Source organism: Streptococcus sp. S1, assembly GCF_034137685.1.
GTDB lineage: Bacteria > Bacillota > Bacilli > Lactobacillales > Streptococcaceae > Streptococcus > Streptococcus dentalis.
Map to the genome: position 1 here is coordinate 1,573,144 of NZ_CP139418.1, position 19,828 is coordinate 1,592,971.

A 19,828-nucleotide genomic window follows, 5' to 3' on the forward strand; every position below is an offset into this window, starting at 1 on the left:
GGGATTTTGTGATTTCTTTAAAAAGATTACGCTTTATCTTCATCTAGGACTTCAAAAACAGAAGCTGTTAAATTCTCCACATAGAATGGTCGTTTATGACGACTATTCCCAACCATCAATTTCAATTTATTTGAATTTTGGAGGTAATATGGAAGTCCGCTGGCGTTGAAGATCACCAAGTACTTCTTGTTTCCTGTAAGTTCATAGATGACAAGACCACTGGTATCAGTTGCAGATTGAATAAAGATTTGTTGGTAGATTTTATCATAGCTTTCAAGCGCTAAGACAGGAAGACTTGTCTTCAAGGCGATTAAGCTTCGGATATAGGCAATTGATTCCTTGTTCTGACTGACCAGATCCCAATTGACCTGATTCACAAAATCTGGAGCATTGTAGGAATTCATGGCCTGTTCACGATCCAAAGGGGTGATCTCACCATCAGGACCTGTCGCTACCAATTTAGTCCTCATGAACTCTTGACCCAATTGCATAAAGGCCATGCCCTGAAAGAGCAGATTCATGGCTGTAGCCAACTCTGAGCGCTTGACCAATCCTGCTACTTCTTCATCCGGATGAAGGGTCTGAAGCAAGTCATAGAGATTATAATTGTCATGAGCCTCCACATAATTCAAGACCTGATTGGGACTTAAATAATTGCCAAGCTCTGCGCTACCTAAAGCAGCACGCGCAACGATATTCTCTGTTGATTTTCTGCTGACAAAACCACGTTTGATGGAACCATAAACCTCAGCCCCTTTAATGGCATCGCGCTCCGTATCATTAAAGAATCCAATTCTTGGCAATTGCGCTGCATTGTCTTTCTTAGCCTTGTCCTCTGGTGCGAGACCTGTTCCCATGTCCCAACCTTCTCCGTAAAGAAGAATGCGAGGATCCAGATCGTCCATAGCCTCCCGAATAGCATTCATCGTCCTTACATCATGAATGCCCATCAAATCAAAACGGAAGCCATCGATCTGGTACTCCTTGACCCAGTGCGTGAGGGAATCAATCATGTACTTGCGGTACATTTCATGCTCACTAGCCGTTTCATTCCCGACACCTGTCCCATTTTGGAAGCGACCATCTGGCTCCATCCGGTAATAATAATCGGGTACTGTATTTTGGAAAGGACCATGCTCGGTCGAATAGATATGATTGTAGACCACATCCATGACCACAGAAATTCCTGCCTCATGATAAGCTCGGATCATGGTTTTGAGCTCTTTCATGGTTTGTTTCGGATTGGATGGATCCGTCGAAAAGCTAGTTTCTGGTGCAGAATAATTCTGAACATCGTAGCCCCAATTGTAGGTCACCCGGCCTTCTTCGTCGTACTGTTTAAAGCGATCAGAAATGGGCTGTAGTTGCACGACATTGACTCCTAACTGACGGATATAATCAAAGGCAGTTGCATCACCATGGCTATTGACGGTTCCTTCTTGGCAAGCTCCCAGATAGGTCCCACGCAAAGACTCGTCCACACCTGAAGTCGGTGACTTGGTCAAATCCCGAAGGTGCATCTCATAGATCACTGCTTGACAAGGATTGTCCAAGCGCCAAGGAGTCGCATCGGCGCCTTTTTTAGGACCCCAATCAAACTGACGATCTGCTCTTGAAAGAATGGCAGAGCGCATCCCATCGGCTGTCGTTGCAATGCTATAAGGATCGCGCGTCACTTGAGTATGGTGTTCAAAATGCACACGATATTGATAGGCCATACCACTTAAATTTCCTAGAAAATCTAAAATCCAAACACCATGGGTATTTTCTGGGTGGTAGCTAGACTCTTGTTTGCCGCGCGTCATCGGAATACTCTTCCAGATAGGCGCATCCAGCTCGGTTGATTGATAAAGCAACAATTCAACTTTCTTAGCAGTAGGAGCCCACAGTTTAAAGCAATGCTCCCCTTCTTCCTCCCGATGACCGAGCCATCCTTGATACGCCCATTTAGCATCAAACTCTCTAGGGCGCATCGCCATATCGTAGGCATGAGGCTGACGATGGCTGTATGCATGACTCGTCAAAGCAGCTTGCAAAGAATAATAGACTGTATCGTCTCCATCGAGAATCCACACTTCTCGAACATAGCCTTCTGGTAAGAGTTCGATTTCAAAATCACGGGTCTTAGTGAGCCAATCCCCTTCTTTGACCAAGACATGGCCCCGGTTCAAGGGTTCTTCGCTCTCATAAATTAGATTTCCCTCTACTCCAAAATAATCCAACTTGGAGAATGAGACTGATTTTCCTTCTACTTGATCCTGCCATTGCCACATATCATAGGCAAAATAATTTCCTTTTTGCTTATGAAAATGAAGCTTTACATGGTATTGTCGCATAACATTTTCCTATTTCCAATTTAATACCGAAGGAACCATCCGCTTGTAAAACACTTAATGGACTCCAACTTTTTGTTTTTATTCGTCAGATGTGTGAACCAAAGCATCGTTGTTGATTTCATCAATATTTGCAAAGAATTCCAAGTGATTATGGAAGACTTCCAATTCAACCGGCGTATCTCCCCCGTATTCCCCATCTAGATTGATGCGGAATGGTTGAGCATTTTTCCCTAGCATTTCGATCGTCAACTTCTTGGTCTTGAGATATTCTACATTTTCATCGTGCACATGCTTGCCTCCATTGATGGCCTGAATCATCAAGGACAACATGTTAAAGAGCTTAGCAGTTTTTACGATAATCAAGGTAAAGTTCCCATCATCAAGCTTAGCATCTGGCGCGACACTTTCAAAACCAGCAATCGAGTTGGTAAGAGCCACGAAAATCATAGACGCTGGCCCTTCAAAGACACCATTGTCATGCTCAATCCGCACCTTACGAGCCTTGTTTCGCGGCAACATTTTAGCAGCTTCTGCCACATAGGCAAAGTAACCCAAGCGAGATTTAACACTACTTGGAACACTGAAGGTCAATTCTGTCATGGTTCCTGCTGCAGCAATGTTGATGAAATACTTACTGCCATAGGCACGACCAATATCCATCTGAATGGTTTGATTCTTTTCGATAATGCGAGCAGCCGCCACAGGATCACCCATCGGGATCTTCAAGGCACGCGCATAGTCATTGGTGGTACCGGTCGGGATAAAGGCCATCTGCGGACGATTTTCCAGACCTGCGACCCCATTGACCACTTCGTTAATCGTACCATCTCCACCAGCGGCAATGATTAAATCAAAGCCTGCTTTAGCGGCTCTTTCTGCTTCATTTTGGGCAGAAAATGGTTCTGGAGTCGTTTGATAAGCGCTGGTTTCATAGCCCACGTCTTCGAGTACGTCCAAGACTTCCGCAATATTTTTCTTGATAATTTCTTGCCCAGAGGTCGGATTATAAATTAAACGGGCTTTTTTGATTCGTTCTACCATAAAGATCCTCTATAAACTTTCAAGCCAGGCCTCATCTTCTACCTGGATTCCTAATTCTTGTGCTTTGGTTAACTTGCTACCAGCGTCACTACCTGCAACGACCAAATCTGTTTTTTTGGAAACCGATCCAGTTACCTTAGCGCCCAGACTTTCTAATTTTGCCTTGGCTTCTGAACGCGTGAGTCGCTCTAGCTTCCCAGTCAAAACGACTGTCATTCCTGATAGGGCCGCATCAGCAGCGACTTTTTCACCAAGATAAGTCATATTGACACCAGCTTCTTTAAGCTCTTGCAATAGGCGCTTGGATCCTTCTTGTGCGAAATAACGCTTGAGGCTTTCAGCCACGACCATACCGAGACTGTCAATGCTGGCAATTCGTTCTGGATCAGCTGTAGCCAATTGATCGAGGTCATGGAATTCTTGGAGCAAGATTTGACTAACCTTGCTACCGACATGGCGGATCCCCAAACCAAAGAGTAACTTCTCAGCTGAATTCTCTTTTGAAGCTTGAATGGCTTCATGGAGTTTTTCAGCAGATTTTTCTTTAAAGCCTTCTAAGGTCAATAGATCCTCGACTGTCAGACGATAGATCCCAGCTACATCCTCTACCAACTGAGCGGCGAAGAGTTTCTCTACAACAGCTGGACCCAAGCCTGTGATATTCATAGCATCCCGACTTGCAAAGTGGTTCAATCCTTCCTTGATCTGCGCTGGACAGAGTGGATTGATACAGCGAAGGGCTACCTCATCCTCGAAATGAAGCAACTCACTCTGGCAGCTCGGACAATGAGTTGGAATGGCTAATGCTTGATCAGAGACTCGCTTATCTTTAACAACACGCAAGACCGCAGGAATGATATCACCCGCCTTGTAGACGATGACGGTATCATCCTGATGAATATCTTTTTCAGCAATATAGTCCACATTGTGCAAGGTTGCCCGACTAACGGTAGTTCCTGCTAGCTGGACTGGAGTTAGATTGGCAGTTGGGGTCACAACTCCGGTCCGTCCAACCGTCCAATCCACCGATAGGATTTTCGCTTCTTTTTCTTCAGCTGGAAACTTATAGGCGACAGCCCATTTAGGGGCTTTTACGGTAAAGCCTAGTTCTTCTTGAACAGCTAGGTCATTGACCTTGATGACGATCCCATCGATATCGTAGGGAAGATCGTCTCGAAGCTGAGCTACCTTTTGGATAAAGTCCCAAATTTGCTCCATATCCTCAGCCAGCACTCGCTCTTGGTTCACGACAAAGCCTAAGCGGGCTAATTTCTCAAGCACGCCTTCCTGACTGCTTTGATCAGTTGGACTCACTTCTTGATACAAGAAGGTTGCGAGATTTCGCTTGGCCACGATTGTCGTATCCAATTGGCGAAGTGTTCCTGCAGCAGCATTCCGCGGATTAGCAAACTCCGGCTCGCCGTTTTCTTGACGGATCTGATTGACCCGATCAAAGGAAGCCCGTGGCATGTAGCACTCGCCTCGAACAGTAATGTTCATTGGCTCTGGTAAAACCAAAGGAATGTCCTTGACCCTCTTGAGGTTCTCTGTAATATCCTCACCGACAGAACCATCCCCACGTGTTGCCCCCGTTACAAGGACACCATTTTCATAGGTGAGGGAAATGGACAAGCCATCGATCTTCAGCTCACATACATAGCTGATGGAAGGAAATTCCTTACGGACACGCTGATCAAAGGTTTCTAATTCTTCACGCGAAAAAGCATCCTGCAAACTATAAAGGGGATACTGGTGCTGGTATTTGGTAAAGCCTTTTAAAACCACCCCACCTACACGGTGAGTTGGACTCTCTGGTAAGATCTCATCTGGATGAGCAGTTTCTAGTTCCACCAACTCCCGATATAATTGATCATACTCACTATCTGAAACTGATGGAGCGTCTTTTGTGTAATACTCATAAGCATAACGATTGAGTAATTCCACTAATTCTTTCATTCTGGTTTTCATGTTCTTATTTTATCATAAAATCTTAATTTAGCCTTGAATTTACTGCATTCTTAGCATTAAAAAAAGGAGCCAAAGCTCCCTTTTCTTATTTTGTAAAATCGATCCGTTTAGAAAGTTGATTGATCACAATCGCTCCAAAAATCAAGGATGCAAATTCACCCAATCCCATGGTCAACCAGTTATAGAAGAATGGTTGGCCTTGAAGGTAATAAAGTTCCAAGGCAATCGTAAACATGGAGATGGAAAAGAAAATCGAAAACAAGAAATGGTCCAAGCGAATAAGACCGTCAAACAAGAACTTGTTTTTGAAACGACTAAATAGAATGAGTCCAAGTCCTAAGAAGACAAAGGTTGAACCTCCACCGACAAAGACATCGATCCATCCAAAACTAAATAAGTTAGCAATCATACAACCAAGAGTCACCCCAATCAAGTACTTCTTATTGTAAAAGGCTAAGAAATTCATCATCTCCGAAACACGGAATTGATAGCCATAATAGGCCATGGCATTGAGAGGAGGGGTAATCGTTAATACGATATAAATCGCGGCAACAATGGCAATTTGTGCCATATCACGAGCAGTTAACTGTTTCATTTATTCTCCTTTAGCGGTTTTCCCGCGTATAATATGCTTGGCGAAAGGATTTTAAGCACCAAGGGTTGAATAATTTATTTTTTCAACCTTTCAAGTATAGCATATTTTAAGGTTTTATGGTAGACTAAATTTATGAAAACACTAATTAAAAGATTTTTTGATAATGAGATTTTATCTTATCTATTTTTTGGAGTAGCAACAACCATTGTTTCCGTCGGAACCCGCCTCTTCATCTATCATGTGTCTCGTGATGAACGATTAGCGACAGCGATTGGAAACATTGCTGGGATCCTTTTTGCCTTTGCGACCAATGATACCATCGTCTTTAAGCAAGAGAGAAAAGGCTGGTTTCAGCGCCTAATCCGATTTGCGATTGCGCGCTCTGGGACCTTTATACTGGACATGGCCTTAACAGAAATCTTTGTCAAGCAATTCCCAGGAATTATCGGGCAATTTGTCCACAATAACAAAAGCCAGATCAATCTAATCGAAACCCTCTTTGCACAAGTGGCCATTGTGGTCCTCAATTACGTCTTTAGTAAACTCTTCGTCTTTAAAAATAAAAACAAGGCTTGAAACGATTGTTTCAGCCTTATTCTTTTAAACTTCTATACTTGCATGCTCTGCACTTAATTGATAGATGGTGCCTTCAACCCCAAAATAATCCTTGGCTAGATCTTTCAATTCCTGCATGGCTGTTTGAGCCCGTTTGGCCTGCTCCTCATTGATGGCTTCAATAACCAGGATAGCGTCCTTGGTATCTTCTGTTAGCATGGTTCTTTGAGCCTCACGCCAATTCAAGCAACGACAAACGGCTCCTTCTTGGTCGTAGTAGATGATCTCCCCTTCCAAAGCTGGCGAATCTTCTTCAGCTCCTAACGGAAAGAAAGGTTCGCCTCCTTTCGCTTGTCCTAGAGAGAGTCCCCCCACCAATTTATCCATATCTTCTCCCCCACAAGGAAGGGCATAAGCCATAGACACACTATTGTAAAGATCCACCAAAGGATTAATCGGATAGAATTCACGTCCCTGATGAACCCGTTTTAAGAGTGCCTCGATGGAAGATCGGGCTCCTTTTTTTGTTTTAAACTTGCTAAAAGCTTGGCGCCACTCTTGAACGAACTCACTCTGGGTATAGTTTTCTTCATCGATAAATTCCCATGCTCGCTTGGCACCCTTGTCCAACAATTCTTTGAAATAAGGATCCTTGGCTTCATCTACTGTATTATCAATGCCATACAAGGACATCACTGTAATTCTAGCTGTTGGGAATAAATCCCAAAAAGCTTGATCGACTGTCACTTTCATTGCTTTACCTCACTATAATTTCTTTTTTGACCTTTTTTAACTAGCTCCCAATCCAAGGTGATATTCTCACGAACTCGGATGAGATACTCCTCTAACTGTGAGACTTCTTCTTTTGAAAATCCTTTTAAGGCAGTTTTTTCAGAGTAAAGATGCTCCCCTAAAATGAAGGGGTAAATCTTCTTGCCTTTTTCAGTTAATTCCCATTCCTTGGTTTTGAGGTTTTCACCCCTTGGGCGCTGTTGAATCAAGCCTCGTTCTTCTAGTTTTTTTACGGATCGGGCAACAGTTGAGCGATCTACTTTTAAGAGCTCAGAGAGTTCTTCCTGAATCATTCCAGGTTGCTCCGCAATTCGCACCAAGTAAAGGTATTGACCACGCGCCAGATCCAAATCTCGAAATTCAATATTTGCTATAGAATCCAGTGCTCGCGCAATGATGCCAATCTCACGCAAAATACTCATCTCACTCCTCCTTTCCTATTGACAATAGCATAACACATTTTTGTTGCAAATGCAACAAAAATAGATAACAAAAAAAGAGGCTGGGACAAAAGTTCTAGCCTCTCAATTATTTTTGAATTGTCGAGCAAGACGCAGTGGTTGAGTGGGCTCTACTACGCTGATCTCATCAGCTTTTACAGCCCTACTAAACTGTGCGGAGGTGGGACGACGAAATCGAATTCTAACGAATTACCGATTTCTGTCCCACTCTCCCTTATTCCTTTTTATCTTTTTTTATCAAGCGTAACCGTCGCTTTAATGTTTGTGAAGCTTCTTTATGCCGAAAGGCTACTTCTTCTGTTTTTAATTTGGAGACAATTTCTCCATTGCGTGTTTGGAACTTGGCTTCTCTAGCAAACTGGATACTAGCGTTTAAAATACAACCAATAATCATGATTTTAGCTACCAAGATGAACCAGAACATAATGACCGCTAGGACGACCGAACCGAAGAAACGAGCATCTAAGAAATGACTCACATAACGATCCACATATTTCCAAAAGATATTCAAGATCGCATACAGGACTGCAACAACAAAGGTCGCCCCTGGCAATACATATCTAAATTTCGGAATTTTGACATTTGGAAGGGTGTAATAGAGCAAGACCAGACTGACAAAAAGCAAGAGATAGATGGTCGGCTCTGTCAAATTCAGTAAGCGCACATAAATCGTCCGATCAAATGAAAAGGTCTGATAGAGATAACGAACGATCATTTTCCCAAACATGGAAAGGATCAGCGAGAGTCCGAACAAGCCCTGCAAGGCAAAACTGATCAGAAAGCTAAAGAGTCGCCCCCAGATAATACCACGCTCCTTTTCCACCCCATAACTCTTGTTATAGGCTTTTTGGAGGTAGGCAATGCTCTGAGAGAAGATCCACAAAGCAGAAATAATCGAGAAACTCAGTAAGCCTGTTGACGGTTTGGTCAAGACACTCGAAATCATCTGTGCCACTATTCTATATAAGGACGCTGGCAAGACTTTTTGTAAGCTCAAAAGAATCTGGGTAGGACGAATATGAAAGTAAGGCAGAATATTGGCTGCAATCAGCATCAAAGGGAAAATAGAGATCAGCAAATAATAGGCTACAGCAATGCTGGTGATATCAGACTCTGCACTCTGATAAAACCGCACGAAGCCCTTTATAAATGGCTGTCCCAGTACTTTTTGTAGGACCTTTTTCATTCGTCACCTCCCCATTTTACTAAAAAAGAGCAAAGAGCGAAACCAGACACTTGCCTTCAGCTCCATTCTTTCCTCTCTAGTTTTAATATGTTCCTTCTTCACCTTGACTAGTCAGGATCACTGGACCATCTTTTGTAATCACAAATTGATGCTCGTATTGACAAGAAAGGCCACCGTCGAGTGTCTTATGGGCCCAACCAGTTTCCATATCTGTATCAATCTCCCAAGTACCGGTATTAATCATTGGCTCAATCGTCAAGACCATCCCTTCACGTAAGCGAAGACCGCGTCCAGCACGACCATAATGTGGGACCATTGGTTCTTCATGCATGGTAGGTCCGACACCGTGTCCGACCAAGTCACGCACCACGCCATAGCCTTTGCTTTCCGCATACTCTTGAATCGCTGCACCAATATCTCCCAACCGATTGCCAACGACCGCTTTCTCAATTCCCTTATAGAGACATTCTTTGGTCACGTCCATCAAATCTTTGACTTCTTGCGAAACATTTCCCACCGCATAAGCCCAGCAAGAGTCCGCCAAGCCACCACTATAAGACTCCGTGTATTTCTTCATTTGCGACACATTATCAAAATCTAATTTTGAAACATCCAAAACAGACTTATCCAGTGGTTCAGACAAGACCATATCCACCTTGAGGAGATCCCCATCTTTGAGAATGACGTGACGTGGAAAAGCATGGGCTACTTCGTCATTCAAACCACAGCAAGTCGCATAAGGATAGTCCATGAGACTACCTTCTACACCGATCTGAAGTGGCAAGACATTGGCTTCTTTACAGCGTCGACGGACATATTCTTCTACTTCCCAAAGGTCAAGCCCTGGCTTGATCAAGTCACGCAATCCAATATGGATGCTGGCAAGGAAATCTCCTGCACGATCCATGGCTTCAATTTCACGTTGTGATTTTAATGTAATCATTGTCTCCTCATTTCTTTTGTTTAATTAATCTTAATCGTAATGGTTGCTTTTGCGACTAGCTGCAGATCTAAATACAAGCTAAAATCAACCAAGGCCGAACGTCTGGTTCGCTGAACAAGCTGTGGTTCAATGCGGATCACATCATCCATCTGTACGGCCTGTAAAAAATTGATGATTAACTGTTCGACAATCAAGCTACGCCCACTGTGTTGCATCATCTTGCGAACAACCTTCATCAGCACTTCGATCATCACCCCATTGGCCAAAACACCGCTTTTCTCCAGCATACTTGGCTCCACTGTGAATTGGTAATGGTCGTTCTCTGTTTGAATCTTTTGACCAATCTGCTCACTAAAGGTTGGTAAGCTCGAAAACTGCACCTTGCTAATCCGATCCATGACATCCCGACGCGTAATAACACCCAGCAAGGTCTGGTTATTACGAACAACAGGAATCATTTCATAATCTTCAGCGATCATCCGTTGGCTAATCGTCGCAATGCTGGTGGACAAATTAGTGGTAAAAATGGTCCGTGACATCACCTTATCAAGGGTCGTCTGAGGCGCCTTATCTCCAGCATCTCTCATGGTTACGACGCCCACTACCATCTGGTGCTGATTGACAACCGGAAAACGACTAAAGCGATTCTTTCGAACCAAATCTAAATAATCCCGGACCGTATCCGTCTCAGAAAGATAACCATACTCATGGAAGGGCCGATAGACCTGTTCCACTGTCAAGATATCCGTCTTGATCTGCATGTTAGACAAGGCCTTATTGATCATGGTCGCGACGGTATAGGTATCGTGTGAAGTTCGGATTACTGGGATTTGTACCTGATTGGCCAGATCGATCACATCCTCACTGACCTCAAAGCCACCTGTCACTAAGACCGCATTGTCATGCTTAAGTGCCAATCGTTGGATGTTAGTGCGGTCTCCCACGATCAAAAGCCCACCTTCAGACACATAGTCAAGAACGTGCTTTTCTGTCATAGCACCGATGTAAAATTTATTAAATTCTTTTTCGAGCCCCTCTTCACCAGCTAATATTTCAGAACCAGTGATTTCTAAAATTTCCCGATAGGTCAAATGCTCTAGTACAGCTTTTTGCGATTTGACACGGATGGTCCCGCTTCTAGGACGCGTTTCGACAATTCCTTGATTTTCAGCTTCTTTAATGGCACGATAGGCTGTCCCATCACTGACATTCAAAAAATTGGAGATACTGCGGACACTGACCCGTTTCCCAATCGGTAATTTTTCGAGATAGTCTAAAATCTCTTGGTGTTTACTCATAAAAGTCCCCTCTACCTAGGCGGAAATCATAATAATCGCGCATTTTACGCGTATAGCGGTCACTCCCTTTGAATTGACGAAAGAGACGAAAACCAGCCTTTAAAGCGACCTTTTGACTCCCTGCATTTTCAACATGGGTGACAATCTTAAGCTCCTTCAGTTGAAATTTTTCAAATGATAGGTAGGCCAACTCTTTGACCGCTTCTGTCATCAGACCCTTTCCCCAAAAATCTTTGCGTAAAAAGTAGCCTAACTCAGCCTCACCCTTGATTTCATCCAACTTTTCAAACTTGATGGAGCCAACCATCTGATTGGTTTCCTTATCACAGATGGCCCAAACTCCCAAAGGATTTTTCATGAAATAGTTGGCAAGTACATATTGAGTTTCAGCAAGATCGGCTTGTGCAGGAAAGATAAATTGTAGGTTATCAGGATTCGAAGCAATCTTATAAAAATCTTCCGCATCCTCAAAGAGAAAAGGTCGTAAATACAACCTTTGTGTTTCAATTAGTGAATAGGCAGCTAAGTGCGTCCAAATATTCATGTCAAACTCCATTGTTCGTGTATCCAGCCGCCACTATCAGATCCCTAGTTCGGTCACTATTCCTCTACCAACTGGATATCTGCTCCAAGTTGGGTCAATTTATGAATAATATCTGAATACCCGCGAAGGATGTATTCCACATTTGTAATTTCTGTTGTTCCAGAAGCCATCAGACCTGCGATCACTAAAGCCGCACCAGCTCGAAGATCCGTCGCTTTCACACTGGATCCTGTCAATTGATTTGGCCCTTCATAGATAATGTGGTCGTTCAAGGTCGAAATAGTGGCCCCCATTTTAGCCAATTCTGGCACATGGTTGACCCGCTTTTCATAAATCGTATCAACGATTCGACCACGTCCTGCTGCTGTTAAGAGTAAAGGTGTGATCGGTTGTTGCAAATCAGTCGCAAAACCAGGATAAGGAGACGTTTTGATCTGGATCGCCTTCAAGCCCGTCTGCTTTTCTACAAAGATGCTATCTTCAGAAATGGTCATACGCACACCCATTTCCTCTAACTTGGCAATATAGCTCTCTAAATGCTCATACAGGACATTGTTGATCTGGATACCTTCTCCGATAGCAGCTGCAAGGGCAATATAGGTTCCAGCTTCGATGCGATCTGGAATCACCTGATGTCTCGTTCCATGCAACTGTGGAACACCATCAATGATAATAATGTCTGTCCCTGCTCCCCGAATATGGGCTCCCATGTTGTTGAGCAAGGTCACCACATCGATAATCTCGGGTTCTCGCGCAGCATTTTCAATCACTGTCCGTCCCTTAGCTTTGACCGCCGCCAAAATCGTATTGATCGTTGCACCGACACTAACTGTATCCATGTAGATGTTAGCTCCTTGAAGAGGCCGACCTTCAGTTGCAAGCTTCATACTAGAGCCATCCATAGTCATAGTGGCTCCCATCGCTTCAAAGGCCTTCAAATGCAAATCAATCGGACGTGGGCCAAGGTCACACCCACCAGGAAGCCCAACCGTTGCTTGACCATAGCGCCCTAACAAGCTGCCATAGAAATAATAGGAAGCTCGCAGACTATTGATCTTTCCAAATGGCATAGGCATATTCTTCACTCCACGTGGATCAATGATCAAGCTGTCTTCATTGCGCTCAATCTTAGCCCCCATGATGGTCATGATTTCAATCAGACTCGCCACGTCGGAGATATCCGGTACTCCGTCAAGGGTCACGATATCATCCGCCAGAATGGTCGCCGGAATCAGGGCTACTACGCTATTTTTTGCACCACTAATGGACACCTCTCCTTTTAGAGGGCGACCACCATTTATTACAATTTTTTTCATCTTATTAATTTATTAGTTCTTTCAAGTCTTTTTCCTTTTACTATCGTTTTTTTAACGGAAATAAAAGGGACAACGTATTCAAAATACTGCATCTATTATACCACAGATCGCCCTATTTTTCCATCTGTAGGAATTTTCAAAACGAAAAAAAGCTAGGATCATCTTGACCCTAACTTTTCCATTTCAACTAATCATTTTACAGCTTCTTTCAAGGTTTCCACCTTGTCTAAACGCTCCCATGGAAGGTCGATATCTGTCCGTCCCATATGGCCATATGCTGCTGTTTGGCGGTAGATTGGACGCTTGAGGTCGAGCATTTGGATAATCCCTGCAGGACGAAGATCAAAGATTTGACGCGCTGCTGCCTCTAATTTGCTCTCAGCAACAGTACTTGTACCAAAGGTATCGATACGAACAGATACTGGATGAGCCACCCCGATCGCATAAGCCAATTGCACTTCTGCCTTCTTAGCAAGACCTGCTGCTACGATATTCTTGGCAATGTAGCGAGCTGCATAAGAAGCGGAACGGTCTACCTTCGTCGCATCCTTACCAGAGAAGGCACCACCACCGTGACGTGAATAACCACCATAAGTATCCACAATGATCTTACGACCTGTCAAACCAGAGTCTCCTTGAGGTCCACCGATAACGAAACGACCGGTTGGATTGATGAAGAATTTTGTCTCATCATCAAGATAAGATGCTGGAATCACTTCTTTGATAACCTTGTTAATGACATCTTCATGAATTTGTTCATTGCTGACATCTGAATCGTGTTGAGTTGAAATAACCACTGTATCCACGCGCACAGGGCGGTCGTTTTCATCGTACTCAACCGTAACTTGAGATTTCGCATCTGGACGAAGATAGCTGATTTCACCAGACTTACGAAGCTCTGCCAAACGACGAACCAACTTGTGGCTGAGTGAAATTGGCAATGGCATGAGTTCTTCTGTTTCATCCACTGCAAAACCAAACATGAGACCTTGGTCTCCAGCTCCAATCAAATCAAGTGGATCTTGATCTGCATTTCCACGTACTTCCAAGGCTTCATTAACCCCTTGGGCAATATCAGGAGATTGTTCCACCAAAGATGGGTGTACTCCTACCGTCTCCGCAGAAAATCCATACTCTGTATTGGTATAACCAATTTCTGCAATCGTATCACGAACTACACGGTTAATATCGACATAAGCATTTGTAGAAATCTCACCAAAGACATGGACTGAACCAGTATAAACAGCTGTTTCAGCAGCCACGTGTGCTTCTGGATCTTGCTCTAAAATAGCATCCAAGATAGCATCTGAAATTTGGTCTGCAATCTTATCTGGATGCCCCTCAGATACAGATTCAGACGTGAATAATTTACATTCTGACATAAAAATGTCCCCCCTTAAAAAATATTGTTATAGAGTTACAAAGTACTGATAGAAAGACTATCACCTTATCGGGACCATATAACACTTCATTATAACACATTACCAATGATATGGAAAATTATTTTGCAAGAAGCCTATTAGATCAGTTTTTTTAGTCTATAAACTACCTAATTATACCGACTTGAATATAGTTCTCAAAGTTCCTAAAAAGTTCACAAAAAATACCCCATAGGGTATCTATCAATTAACGAGTCCAGTAGGCAAGATCTAGCACCCTCACACGGTACTTCTTTATCTTCAAAAATAGTAGGTAACCGCACAGCAATGGATGCTATTACATAGTTAAATTACAACATATTTATAAAAATCTTCAATCCCATCTACACTAGTCACTCTCCATTTTTAAACAACACAGTTCCAATCAATACCAGCACTCCTACCACAAGCGGTGGTATATGATTAATCACCCAATCCGGATCACCCGCAGCAATAAATGAAAAAACATAAATAGCTGCTGCTATATAAAGAGTTGTTTTATTGCCCTTTGCTTTTCCATTCCACAAGAGGATAGTTGCAATAACAAAGCTAATCATATGGATTCCCAAAAAGTACAAAAAGCCACCAGCCCACGCTCCCATTGAAAAGAGACCTAATAAAAGTAAAACTGTATAAGCAATGGCTATGAACAAGGCAAAAGAAAGTATTGCAGAAGTCCCAACTCTCTTCTCTGGCTTCATTTCATTGTTCGGAAAAAGACTTTCATCTGAAGCATATGCCTCATTTTCTTTATCTACTTCAGGATTTTTTTGTTGATCTGTCATAACTTTCTCCTAACATTTTTAGTTATTCTTTCAAATAATAGCGCCTAAAATAGAGCGGAAGAACTGATTTAACTGTCTCTTTGATCGACCCGAATACTTTTTATTGAGTAGAGTTGACCATACCCATTTTTTGATTAAGAGCTTTTCTCTTCTTTAACCAGGAGTGTTCCGATTAAATCCAAAATACCTAAACATAAGGGAGCAATTCGAAATATTTCCCAGTCCGGATCAAAAGCCAAGATGATAGACAGCAGATAGAGTCCAACACTCGCATAGAGAAGGCTTTTATTCCCCTTCTTCATCCCTAGTCGAATTAGAAAGGCCCCAATCGCAAGACTTAATAAGTTTGGACCAAGGAAAATCAAAACGACAAATCCCCAACCATAACCCCAAGGTGCAAAGTAAAAGACAAACAATACAAGATAGATAATGGATAAGTAAAATGTCGCTGAAAGAAGAATAGAATGTAAGCTATTTTCTTTTGGAGGATTCTGAACAGATACAGAATTGGGATAATCTTCACTTAACTTACTATGTTCTTTATTTTCCTCAAAATGTTTCTCTTGGTTTGTCATCACTTTCTCCTTCCTTTCTTATATTTTTATGTTTTTCCTTTAACACCATTATTCTTGATTCCATTATTCTTTTCATGATAGCCATCTATTCAATGCTATCTCTTAAACATTAATTTGAACAGGTTTTCAATTAGATTGCTAACATATCATGAAATAGACTGGAAGCTTCCCTAAATAAAATCAGCCTCTGCAATAGCTCGTTTCACTTCTTCAATTGGTAAATTGACCAGTTCTACTTCTTTTTCACGGTAAAGATACTCAGCATATTCATCGATCCGATACTGATGAATGTATACCACTCTCTTGCAACCGACTTGAAGCAATTGCTTGGTACAATTGAGACAAGGAAAATGCGTCACATAAGCTGTAAAGCCCTTGGGAATTCCACGTTCAGCTCCTTGCAAAATCGCATTGACTTCCGCATGAATCGTCCGGACACAATGTCCCTCGACCATGAGGCAGCCATCCTCTAGACAATGATCTGTCCCAGAAACGGACCCATTATAACCCGTTGCAATGACCTTATTATCCTTAACCAGAACGGCCCCTACCTTAGCGCGATTACAGGTCGCTCGATTCGAAATCAGTAAGGCCTGTGCTGCAAAATATTCATCCCATGCTAGTCGATTGTGTGGCACCTTTGTATCCTCCATCTCTCCTCATATTGCTTACGATTATTTTCATTATAGCATGAAATCAACAAGAAAAAAAGACTGAGAAAACCTTCCCAGTCTTATAAATATTATTTAGCAAGTTTTGCTTTCGCTGCATCTGCAAGAGCTGTGAAAGCTGCTGCATCGTTAACAGCCAAGTCAGCAAGCATTTTACGGTTAACTTCGATCTCAGCCAATTTCAAACCATGCATCAATTGTGAGTATGAAAGTCCATTCAAACGAGCTGCCGCATTGATACGTGTGATCCACAATTTACGGAAGTCACGTTTCTTTTGACGACGGTCACGGTATGCATAGTAGTAAGAGTTCATTACTTGTTCTTTTGCAGTACGGAACAAGATATGTTTAGCTCCATAGTAACCTTTAGCTAATTTAAGAATACGTTTACGACGTTTGCGTGATACAACGCCACCTTTAACACGTGCCATTTATATTTCCTCCAATATTTCCTAGAATTCTTTACTTACAAATACGCGATTATTTCAAGCGAGTAAGCATTGCTTTGATACGTTTGAAATCTCCTGCATGCACCATAGATGCTTTACGAAGATGACGACGTTGTTTCTTAGTTTTTCCGTGGAAACGGTGAGAAGTGTAAGCACGGAAACGTTTAAGTCCACCAGAACCTGTACGTTTGAAACGTTTAGCTGATGCGCGGTGTGTTTTTTGTTTTGGCATGATATTTTCTCCTTTTTTTAACTTTCTGACAGATTATTTCTTGTCAGTTGCTGGCGCCAATTGCATGAACATTTGACGTCCATCCATCTTAGCTCGTTGTTCGATGATCGCCACATCTTGTGTCGCTTCAGCGAAGTCGGCTAAAACTTTAGCACCAATCTCTTTGTGGGTAATCATACGACCCTTAAAGCGAATGGATACCTTCACTTTATTTCCTTTTTCAAGGAATTTGCGAGCATTGCGAAGTTTTGTATCGAAATCACCCTTGTCAATCACTGGGCTCAAACGAACTTCTTTCACGGTCACAACGCTTTGTTTTTTGCGTTGTTCTTTTTGCTTCTTCTGGTACTCAAATTTGAACTTACCGTAGTCCATAATTTTCGCAACAGGAGGTTTAGCTTGAGGTTGAATGAGAACCAAGTCAACATTAGCATCGTCCGCAAGTGCTTGCGCTTCGCTAAGTGGTTTGATACCCAATTGCTCACCTTCAAGACCGATTAAGCGAACTTCACGTACACGAATTTCATCATTGATGAATAAGTCTTGCTTTGCTATGGTTTTCACCTCTTTTTTATTATTCGAGAAAAACAAAGAACGAGCCTGCAAAACAGGCCCGAACTACATGATGTATTTCATTACTGAAACTTGATCCGTAGGGGCCAGGCAACTTGCGTCACAAGGCGAGAAGTTCTCACTTCTGCTTTTCTCAACTTTTATATAATATCAAGTTTTTTATTCTTTGTCAAGAAGTTTTTTTGCTTTTTCTTCAATAAAGGCAACAACGTCTGCAATTCCAACACCCGTCGTATCATAATGAATGGCATCAGCTGCAGGTTTCAAAGGAGACACGGCACGGTGGCTGTCCTTATAGTCCCGCTCAGCGATTTCTTTTTTCAGCAATTCAAGATCCGCTGTAATGCCCTTCTCAACATTTTCATTATAGCGACGTTTTGCCCTCTCCTCCACAGAAGCAACCAAAAAGATCTTTAATTCTGCATGTGGAAGGACAACTGTCCCAATATCACGACCATCCATAACAATGCCACCTTCTGCTGCAATCTCTTGCTGTAGAGCGACAAGTTTTTCACGGACTGGTGCAAGTGCTGCAACCCATGAGACATTATTGGTCACTTGGTTATCGCGAATCGGGTGGGTAATATCCACATCTGCTACAAAAACGAGCTGTTCTCCGTCTTCCGAACGACCAAAACTAATCGGATACTGATCTAAAAGGTCTAACAAGTCATCAACCTGTTCGGCTGTCAATTTATTTTGCAAAGCTAGATAAGTCGCTGCACGATACATAGCCCCCGTATCTAGATACGTATAGTCTAGATCCTTAGCAATGATCTTCGCAACCGTTGACTTTCCACTAGAAGCCGGTCCATCAATAGCAATTTGAATTTGTTTCATGCTGTGCTCAACTCCTACTGAATCTTAACGACATCACCAGGATTGGCATACCATGATCCTGTAGACATGTGAGATGGATTTAACTGTTCCAATTGAGCAATGGAAATGCCGGCACGCGCTGCAATAGCTGCTTCCCCTTCTCCTGCTTGAACAGTAATCGTTCCTTCTTCAGAGTTTTCATTTTTCGAACTGTCCTCGGTAGCTTCTTGTTTGTTCTTTGCCGCAGGGGCGGATGATTTCTGTTCAACCTTGGTCTCACCATTATAGAATCCAGACATTTGTTTGGATTTGTTGCTGCCACCTGTTGAAAGGAAAATCAACAAGCAGACCATCGCCACTACTACTACAAAGAAAATAATGGCTAAAATCGTCAATAGACGATCTGCCTTAATTCCGTTTAACTTACTCGTTCTTTTCAATGTTTCTTCTCCATCATCGTAAATATCTTCTTCCCATGGTTCTTTTGCCATGACTTCCTCCTTGTTTTTTCTCGTAAAAATCATTACAATAGAAGTATGAAAGTTACGTTAATTCCAGATCGTTGCATCGCTTGCGGTCTCTGTCAGACCTATTCTGAATTATTTGATTACCATGACAATGGCATCGTTAAATTTGCTGCTGAAGAGGACAACCTCCTTGAAAAGGAAGTCCCTGTCACAAACGATGTTCTCGAGGCTATTAAAGAATGCCCCACTCGTGCTCTCTTAAAAGATTAAGAGGGCTTTTTATTTGTCTGCATAATACATCTCGTAGTAATCCACATGGATGAAGTTATCCGTCAGGATTACTTCTCCCTTAAAATAAGGATTTAAGGCAAGTGCATTGATAAAGTATTTTTTCGGCCATTTGCGCATACAGAATGTCCGACTTCGCGAACCGTCATTAAAAATGAGCTTGATTGATTTCTTATTTACTTCGACCTTTTCGATCGAGTCAATCTTCACCTTGATTGGAGTAAAAGGATTAGCTGTAATAATCCGCAAGATCCCGTCTTCATAGATCGTGAAGTAACGATGAACTCCAATCGCGAGCAAGACCATAAATAAAAAGAACGAAAACAAAACTAGCGTTGGCACACTAGAGCTCTCATACATCAAGGCCAGTCCAATAAAGACCGGAATCACGGCAATGGACCAATAAGTCACAAGTATTGATAAGTCCGGTTGCCAATGATAATGGACCTTTCCAAATATCTTAATCATGAGCGTACCCCCATCTAATAGTTTAGCATAAAAAACAAAAAAAAGGGA

23 protein-coding genes, 1 riboswitch and 1 other annotated feature are annotated in these 19,828 nt (G+C 42.4%); of the genes, 2 read left to right on the forward strand and 21 right to left on the reverse strand.

The window, feature by feature from the left end; all coding sequences use genetic code 11:
- Positions 1-26: 26 nt before the first annotated feature.
- The 4 genes from pulA to SM121_RS07730 all read right to left on the reverse strand — a co-directional run bounded on the left by pulA (position 27) and on the right by SM121_RS07730 (position 5,940).
- Positions 27-2,336: a type I pullulanase gene (pulA, locus tag SM121_RS07715; RefSeq protein ID WP_151379005.1), complete on the reverse strand. Its 2,310-nt coding sequence runs from the start codon at positions 2,334-2,336 to the stop codon at positions 27-29.
- A 78-nt stretch (positions 2,337-2,414) separates the two neighbouring features.
- A complete protein-coding gene (locus SM121_RS07720) occupies positions 2,415-3,377 on the reverse strand; it encodes a diacylglycerol kinase family lipid kinase (protein WP_320910789.1) in 963 nt (320 codons plus the stop codon).
- Between the two features lie 9 nt (positions 3,378-3,386).
- On the reverse strand, positions 3,387-5,345 hold the full coding sequence (gene ligA / locus SM121_RS07725) for an NAD-dependent DNA ligase LigA (protein WP_320910790.1): 1,959 nt from the start codon (positions 5,343-5,345) through the stop codon (positions 3,387-3,389).
- An 85-nt stretch (positions 5,346-5,430) separates the two neighbouring features.
- Positions 5,431-5,940 carry a QueT transporter family protein gene (locus SM121_RS07730; protein WP_155125761.1) on the reverse strand — a complete coding sequence of 170 codons (510 nt, stop codon included), beginning with the start codon at positions 5,938-5,940 and terminating at the stop codon, positions 5,431-5,433.
- Positions 5,938-6,044, reverse strand: a riboswitch (PreQ1 riboswitch). (Overlaps the previous gene by 3 nt.)
- 28 nt (positions 6,045-6,072) lie before the next feature.
- Here SM121_RS07730 and SM121_RS07735 point away from each other — a divergent pair.
- On the forward strand, positions 6,073-6,516 hold the full coding sequence (locus SM121_RS07735; protein WP_003003648.1) for a GtrA family protein: 444 nt from the start codon (positions 6,073-6,075) through the stop codon (positions 6,514-6,516).
- 24 nt (positions 6,517-6,540) lie between these two features.
- Here the strand turns inward: SM121_RS07735 and SM121_RS07740 are convergent, their stop codons facing one another.
- The 16 genes from SM121_RS07740 to SM121_RS07815 all read right to left on the reverse strand — a co-directional run bounded on the left by SM121_RS07740 (position 6,541) and on the right by SM121_RS07815 (position 19,048).
- The gene (locus tag SM121_RS07740; RefSeq protein WP_155125759.1) at positions 6,541-7,248 is read right to left on the reverse strand and encodes a B3/B4 domain-containing protein; all 708 of its coding nucleotides are present in this window, start codon (positions 7,246-7,248) and stop codon (positions 6,541-6,543) included.
- Positions 7,245-7,709, reverse strand: coding sequence for a MarR family winged helix-turn-helix transcriptional regulator (locus SM121_RS07745; RefSeq protein WP_155125757.1), 465 nt, complete (start codon positions 7,707-7,709; stop codon positions 7,245-7,247). The genes SM121_RS07740 and SM121_RS07745 overlap by 4 nt, the downstream gene beginning before the upstream one ends.
- Positions 7,710-7,962: 253 nt before the next feature.
- Positions 7,963-8,934: a YihY/virulence factor BrkB family protein gene (locus SM121_RS07750; RefSeq protein ID WP_155125755.1), complete on the reverse strand. Its 972-nt coding sequence runs from the start codon at positions 8,932-8,934 to the stop codon at positions 7,963-7,965.
- Positions 8,935-9,016: 82 nt separating this feature from the next.
- Entirely contained in the window at positions 9,017-9,877 is an 861-nt protein-coding gene (locus SM121_RS07755; protein WP_003012160.1) for a methionyl aminopeptidase, read from the reverse strand.
- Positions 9,878-9,897: 20 nt separating this feature from the next.
- On the reverse strand, positions 9,898-11,175 hold the full coding sequence (gene spxR / locus SM121_RS07760) for a CBS-HotDog domain-containing transcription factor SpxR (protein WP_320910791.1): 1,278 nt from the start codon (positions 11,173-11,175) through the stop codon (positions 9,898-9,900).
- On the reverse strand, positions 11,168-11,719 hold the full coding sequence (locus SM121_RS07765) for a GNAT family N-acetyltransferase (RefSeq protein WP_151379012.1): 552 nt from the start codon (positions 11,717-11,719) through the stop codon (positions 11,168-11,170). The genes spxR and SM121_RS07765 overlap by 8 nt, the downstream gene beginning before the upstream one ends.
- Positions 11,720-11,775: 56 nt before the next feature.
- Positions 11,776-13,035, reverse strand: coding sequence for a UDP-N-acetylglucosamine 1-carboxyvinyltransferase (locus SM121_RS07770; protein ID WP_003003362.1), 1,260 nt, complete (start codon positions 13,033-13,035; stop codon positions 11,776-11,778).
- A gap of 191 nt (positions 13,036-13,226) precedes the next feature.
- Positions 13,227-14,417, reverse strand: a complete 1,191-nt coding sequence (gene metK, locus SM121_RS07775) for a methionine adenosyltransferase (protein ID WP_320910792.1) — start codon at positions 14,415-14,417, stop codon at positions 13,227-13,229.
- 389 nt (positions 14,418-14,806) lie between these two features.
- Entirely contained in the window at positions 14,807-15,238 is a 432-nt protein-coding gene (locus SM121_RS07780) for a hypothetical protein (protein WP_003003750.1), read from the reverse strand.
- 134 nt (positions 15,239-15,372) lie between these two features.
- Positions 15,373-15,813, reverse strand: a complete 441-nt coding sequence (locus tag SM121_RS07785) for a hypothetical protein (protein WP_151379015.1) — start codon at positions 15,811-15,813, stop codon at positions 15,373-15,375.
- A gap of 170 nt (positions 15,814-15,983) precedes the next feature.
- Complete coding sequence (locus SM121_RS07790; RefSeq protein ID WP_003003232.1) at positions 15,984-16,451, reverse strand: deoxycytidylate deaminase; 468 nt, start codon at positions 16,449-16,451, stop codon at positions 15,984-15,986.
- Positions 16,452-16,555: 104 nt separating this feature from the next.
- Positions 16,556-16,915, reverse strand: a complete 360-nt coding sequence (gene rplT, locus SM121_RS07795) for a 50S ribosomal protein L20 (protein ID WP_005590588.1) — start codon at positions 16,913-16,915, stop codon at positions 16,556-16,558.
- Between the two features lie 49 nt (positions 16,916-16,964).
- Complete coding sequence (gene rpmI, locus SM121_RS07800; protein WP_003003453.1) at positions 16,965-17,165, reverse strand: 50S ribosomal protein L35; 201 nt, start codon at positions 17,163-17,165, stop codon at positions 16,965-16,967.
- A 33-nt stretch (positions 17,166-17,198) separates the two neighbouring features.
- Positions 17,199-17,729, reverse strand: coding sequence for a translation initiation factor IF-3 (infC, locus tag SM121_RS07805; protein WP_003003721.1), 531 nt, complete (start codon positions 17,727-17,729; stop codon positions 17,199-17,201).
- Between the two features lie 16 nt (positions 17,730-17,745).
- Positions 17,746-17,874 (reverse strand) — a sequence feature (ribosomal protein L20 leader region).
- 23 nt (positions 17,875-17,897) lie between these two features.
- Positions 17,898-18,578 (reverse strand): (d)CMP kinase, encoded by a 681-nt coding sequence (cmk, locus tag SM121_RS07810; RefSeq protein WP_320910793.1) that lies wholly within the window; start codon positions 18,576-18,578, stop codon positions 17,898-17,900.
- 14 nt (positions 18,579-18,592) lie between these two features.
- On the reverse strand, positions 18,593-19,048 hold the full coding sequence (locus SM121_RS07815) for an SAG1386/EF1546 family surface-associated protein (RefSeq protein WP_003003714.1): 456 nt from the start codon (positions 19,046-19,048) through the stop codon (positions 18,593-18,595).
- Positions 19,049-19,093: 45 nt separating this feature from the next.
- On the opposite strand from SM121_RS07815, the gene SM121_RS07820 reads away from it, so the two are divergent.
- Positions 19,094-19,294 carry a ferredoxin gene (locus SM121_RS07820; RefSeq protein ID WP_320910794.1) on the forward strand — a complete coding sequence of 67 codons (201 nt, stop codon included), beginning with the start codon at positions 19,094-19,096 and terminating at the stop codon, positions 19,292-19,294.
- A gap of 9 nt (positions 19,295-19,303) precedes the next feature.
- On the opposite strand, the gene SM121_RS07825 is transcribed toward SM121_RS07820, so the two are convergent.
- Positions 19,304-19,780, reverse strand: coding sequence for an EbsA family protein (locus SM121_RS07825; protein ID WP_003003650.1), 477 nt, complete (start codon positions 19,778-19,780; stop codon positions 19,304-19,306).
- Positions 19,781-19,828 lie beyond the last annotated feature (48 nt).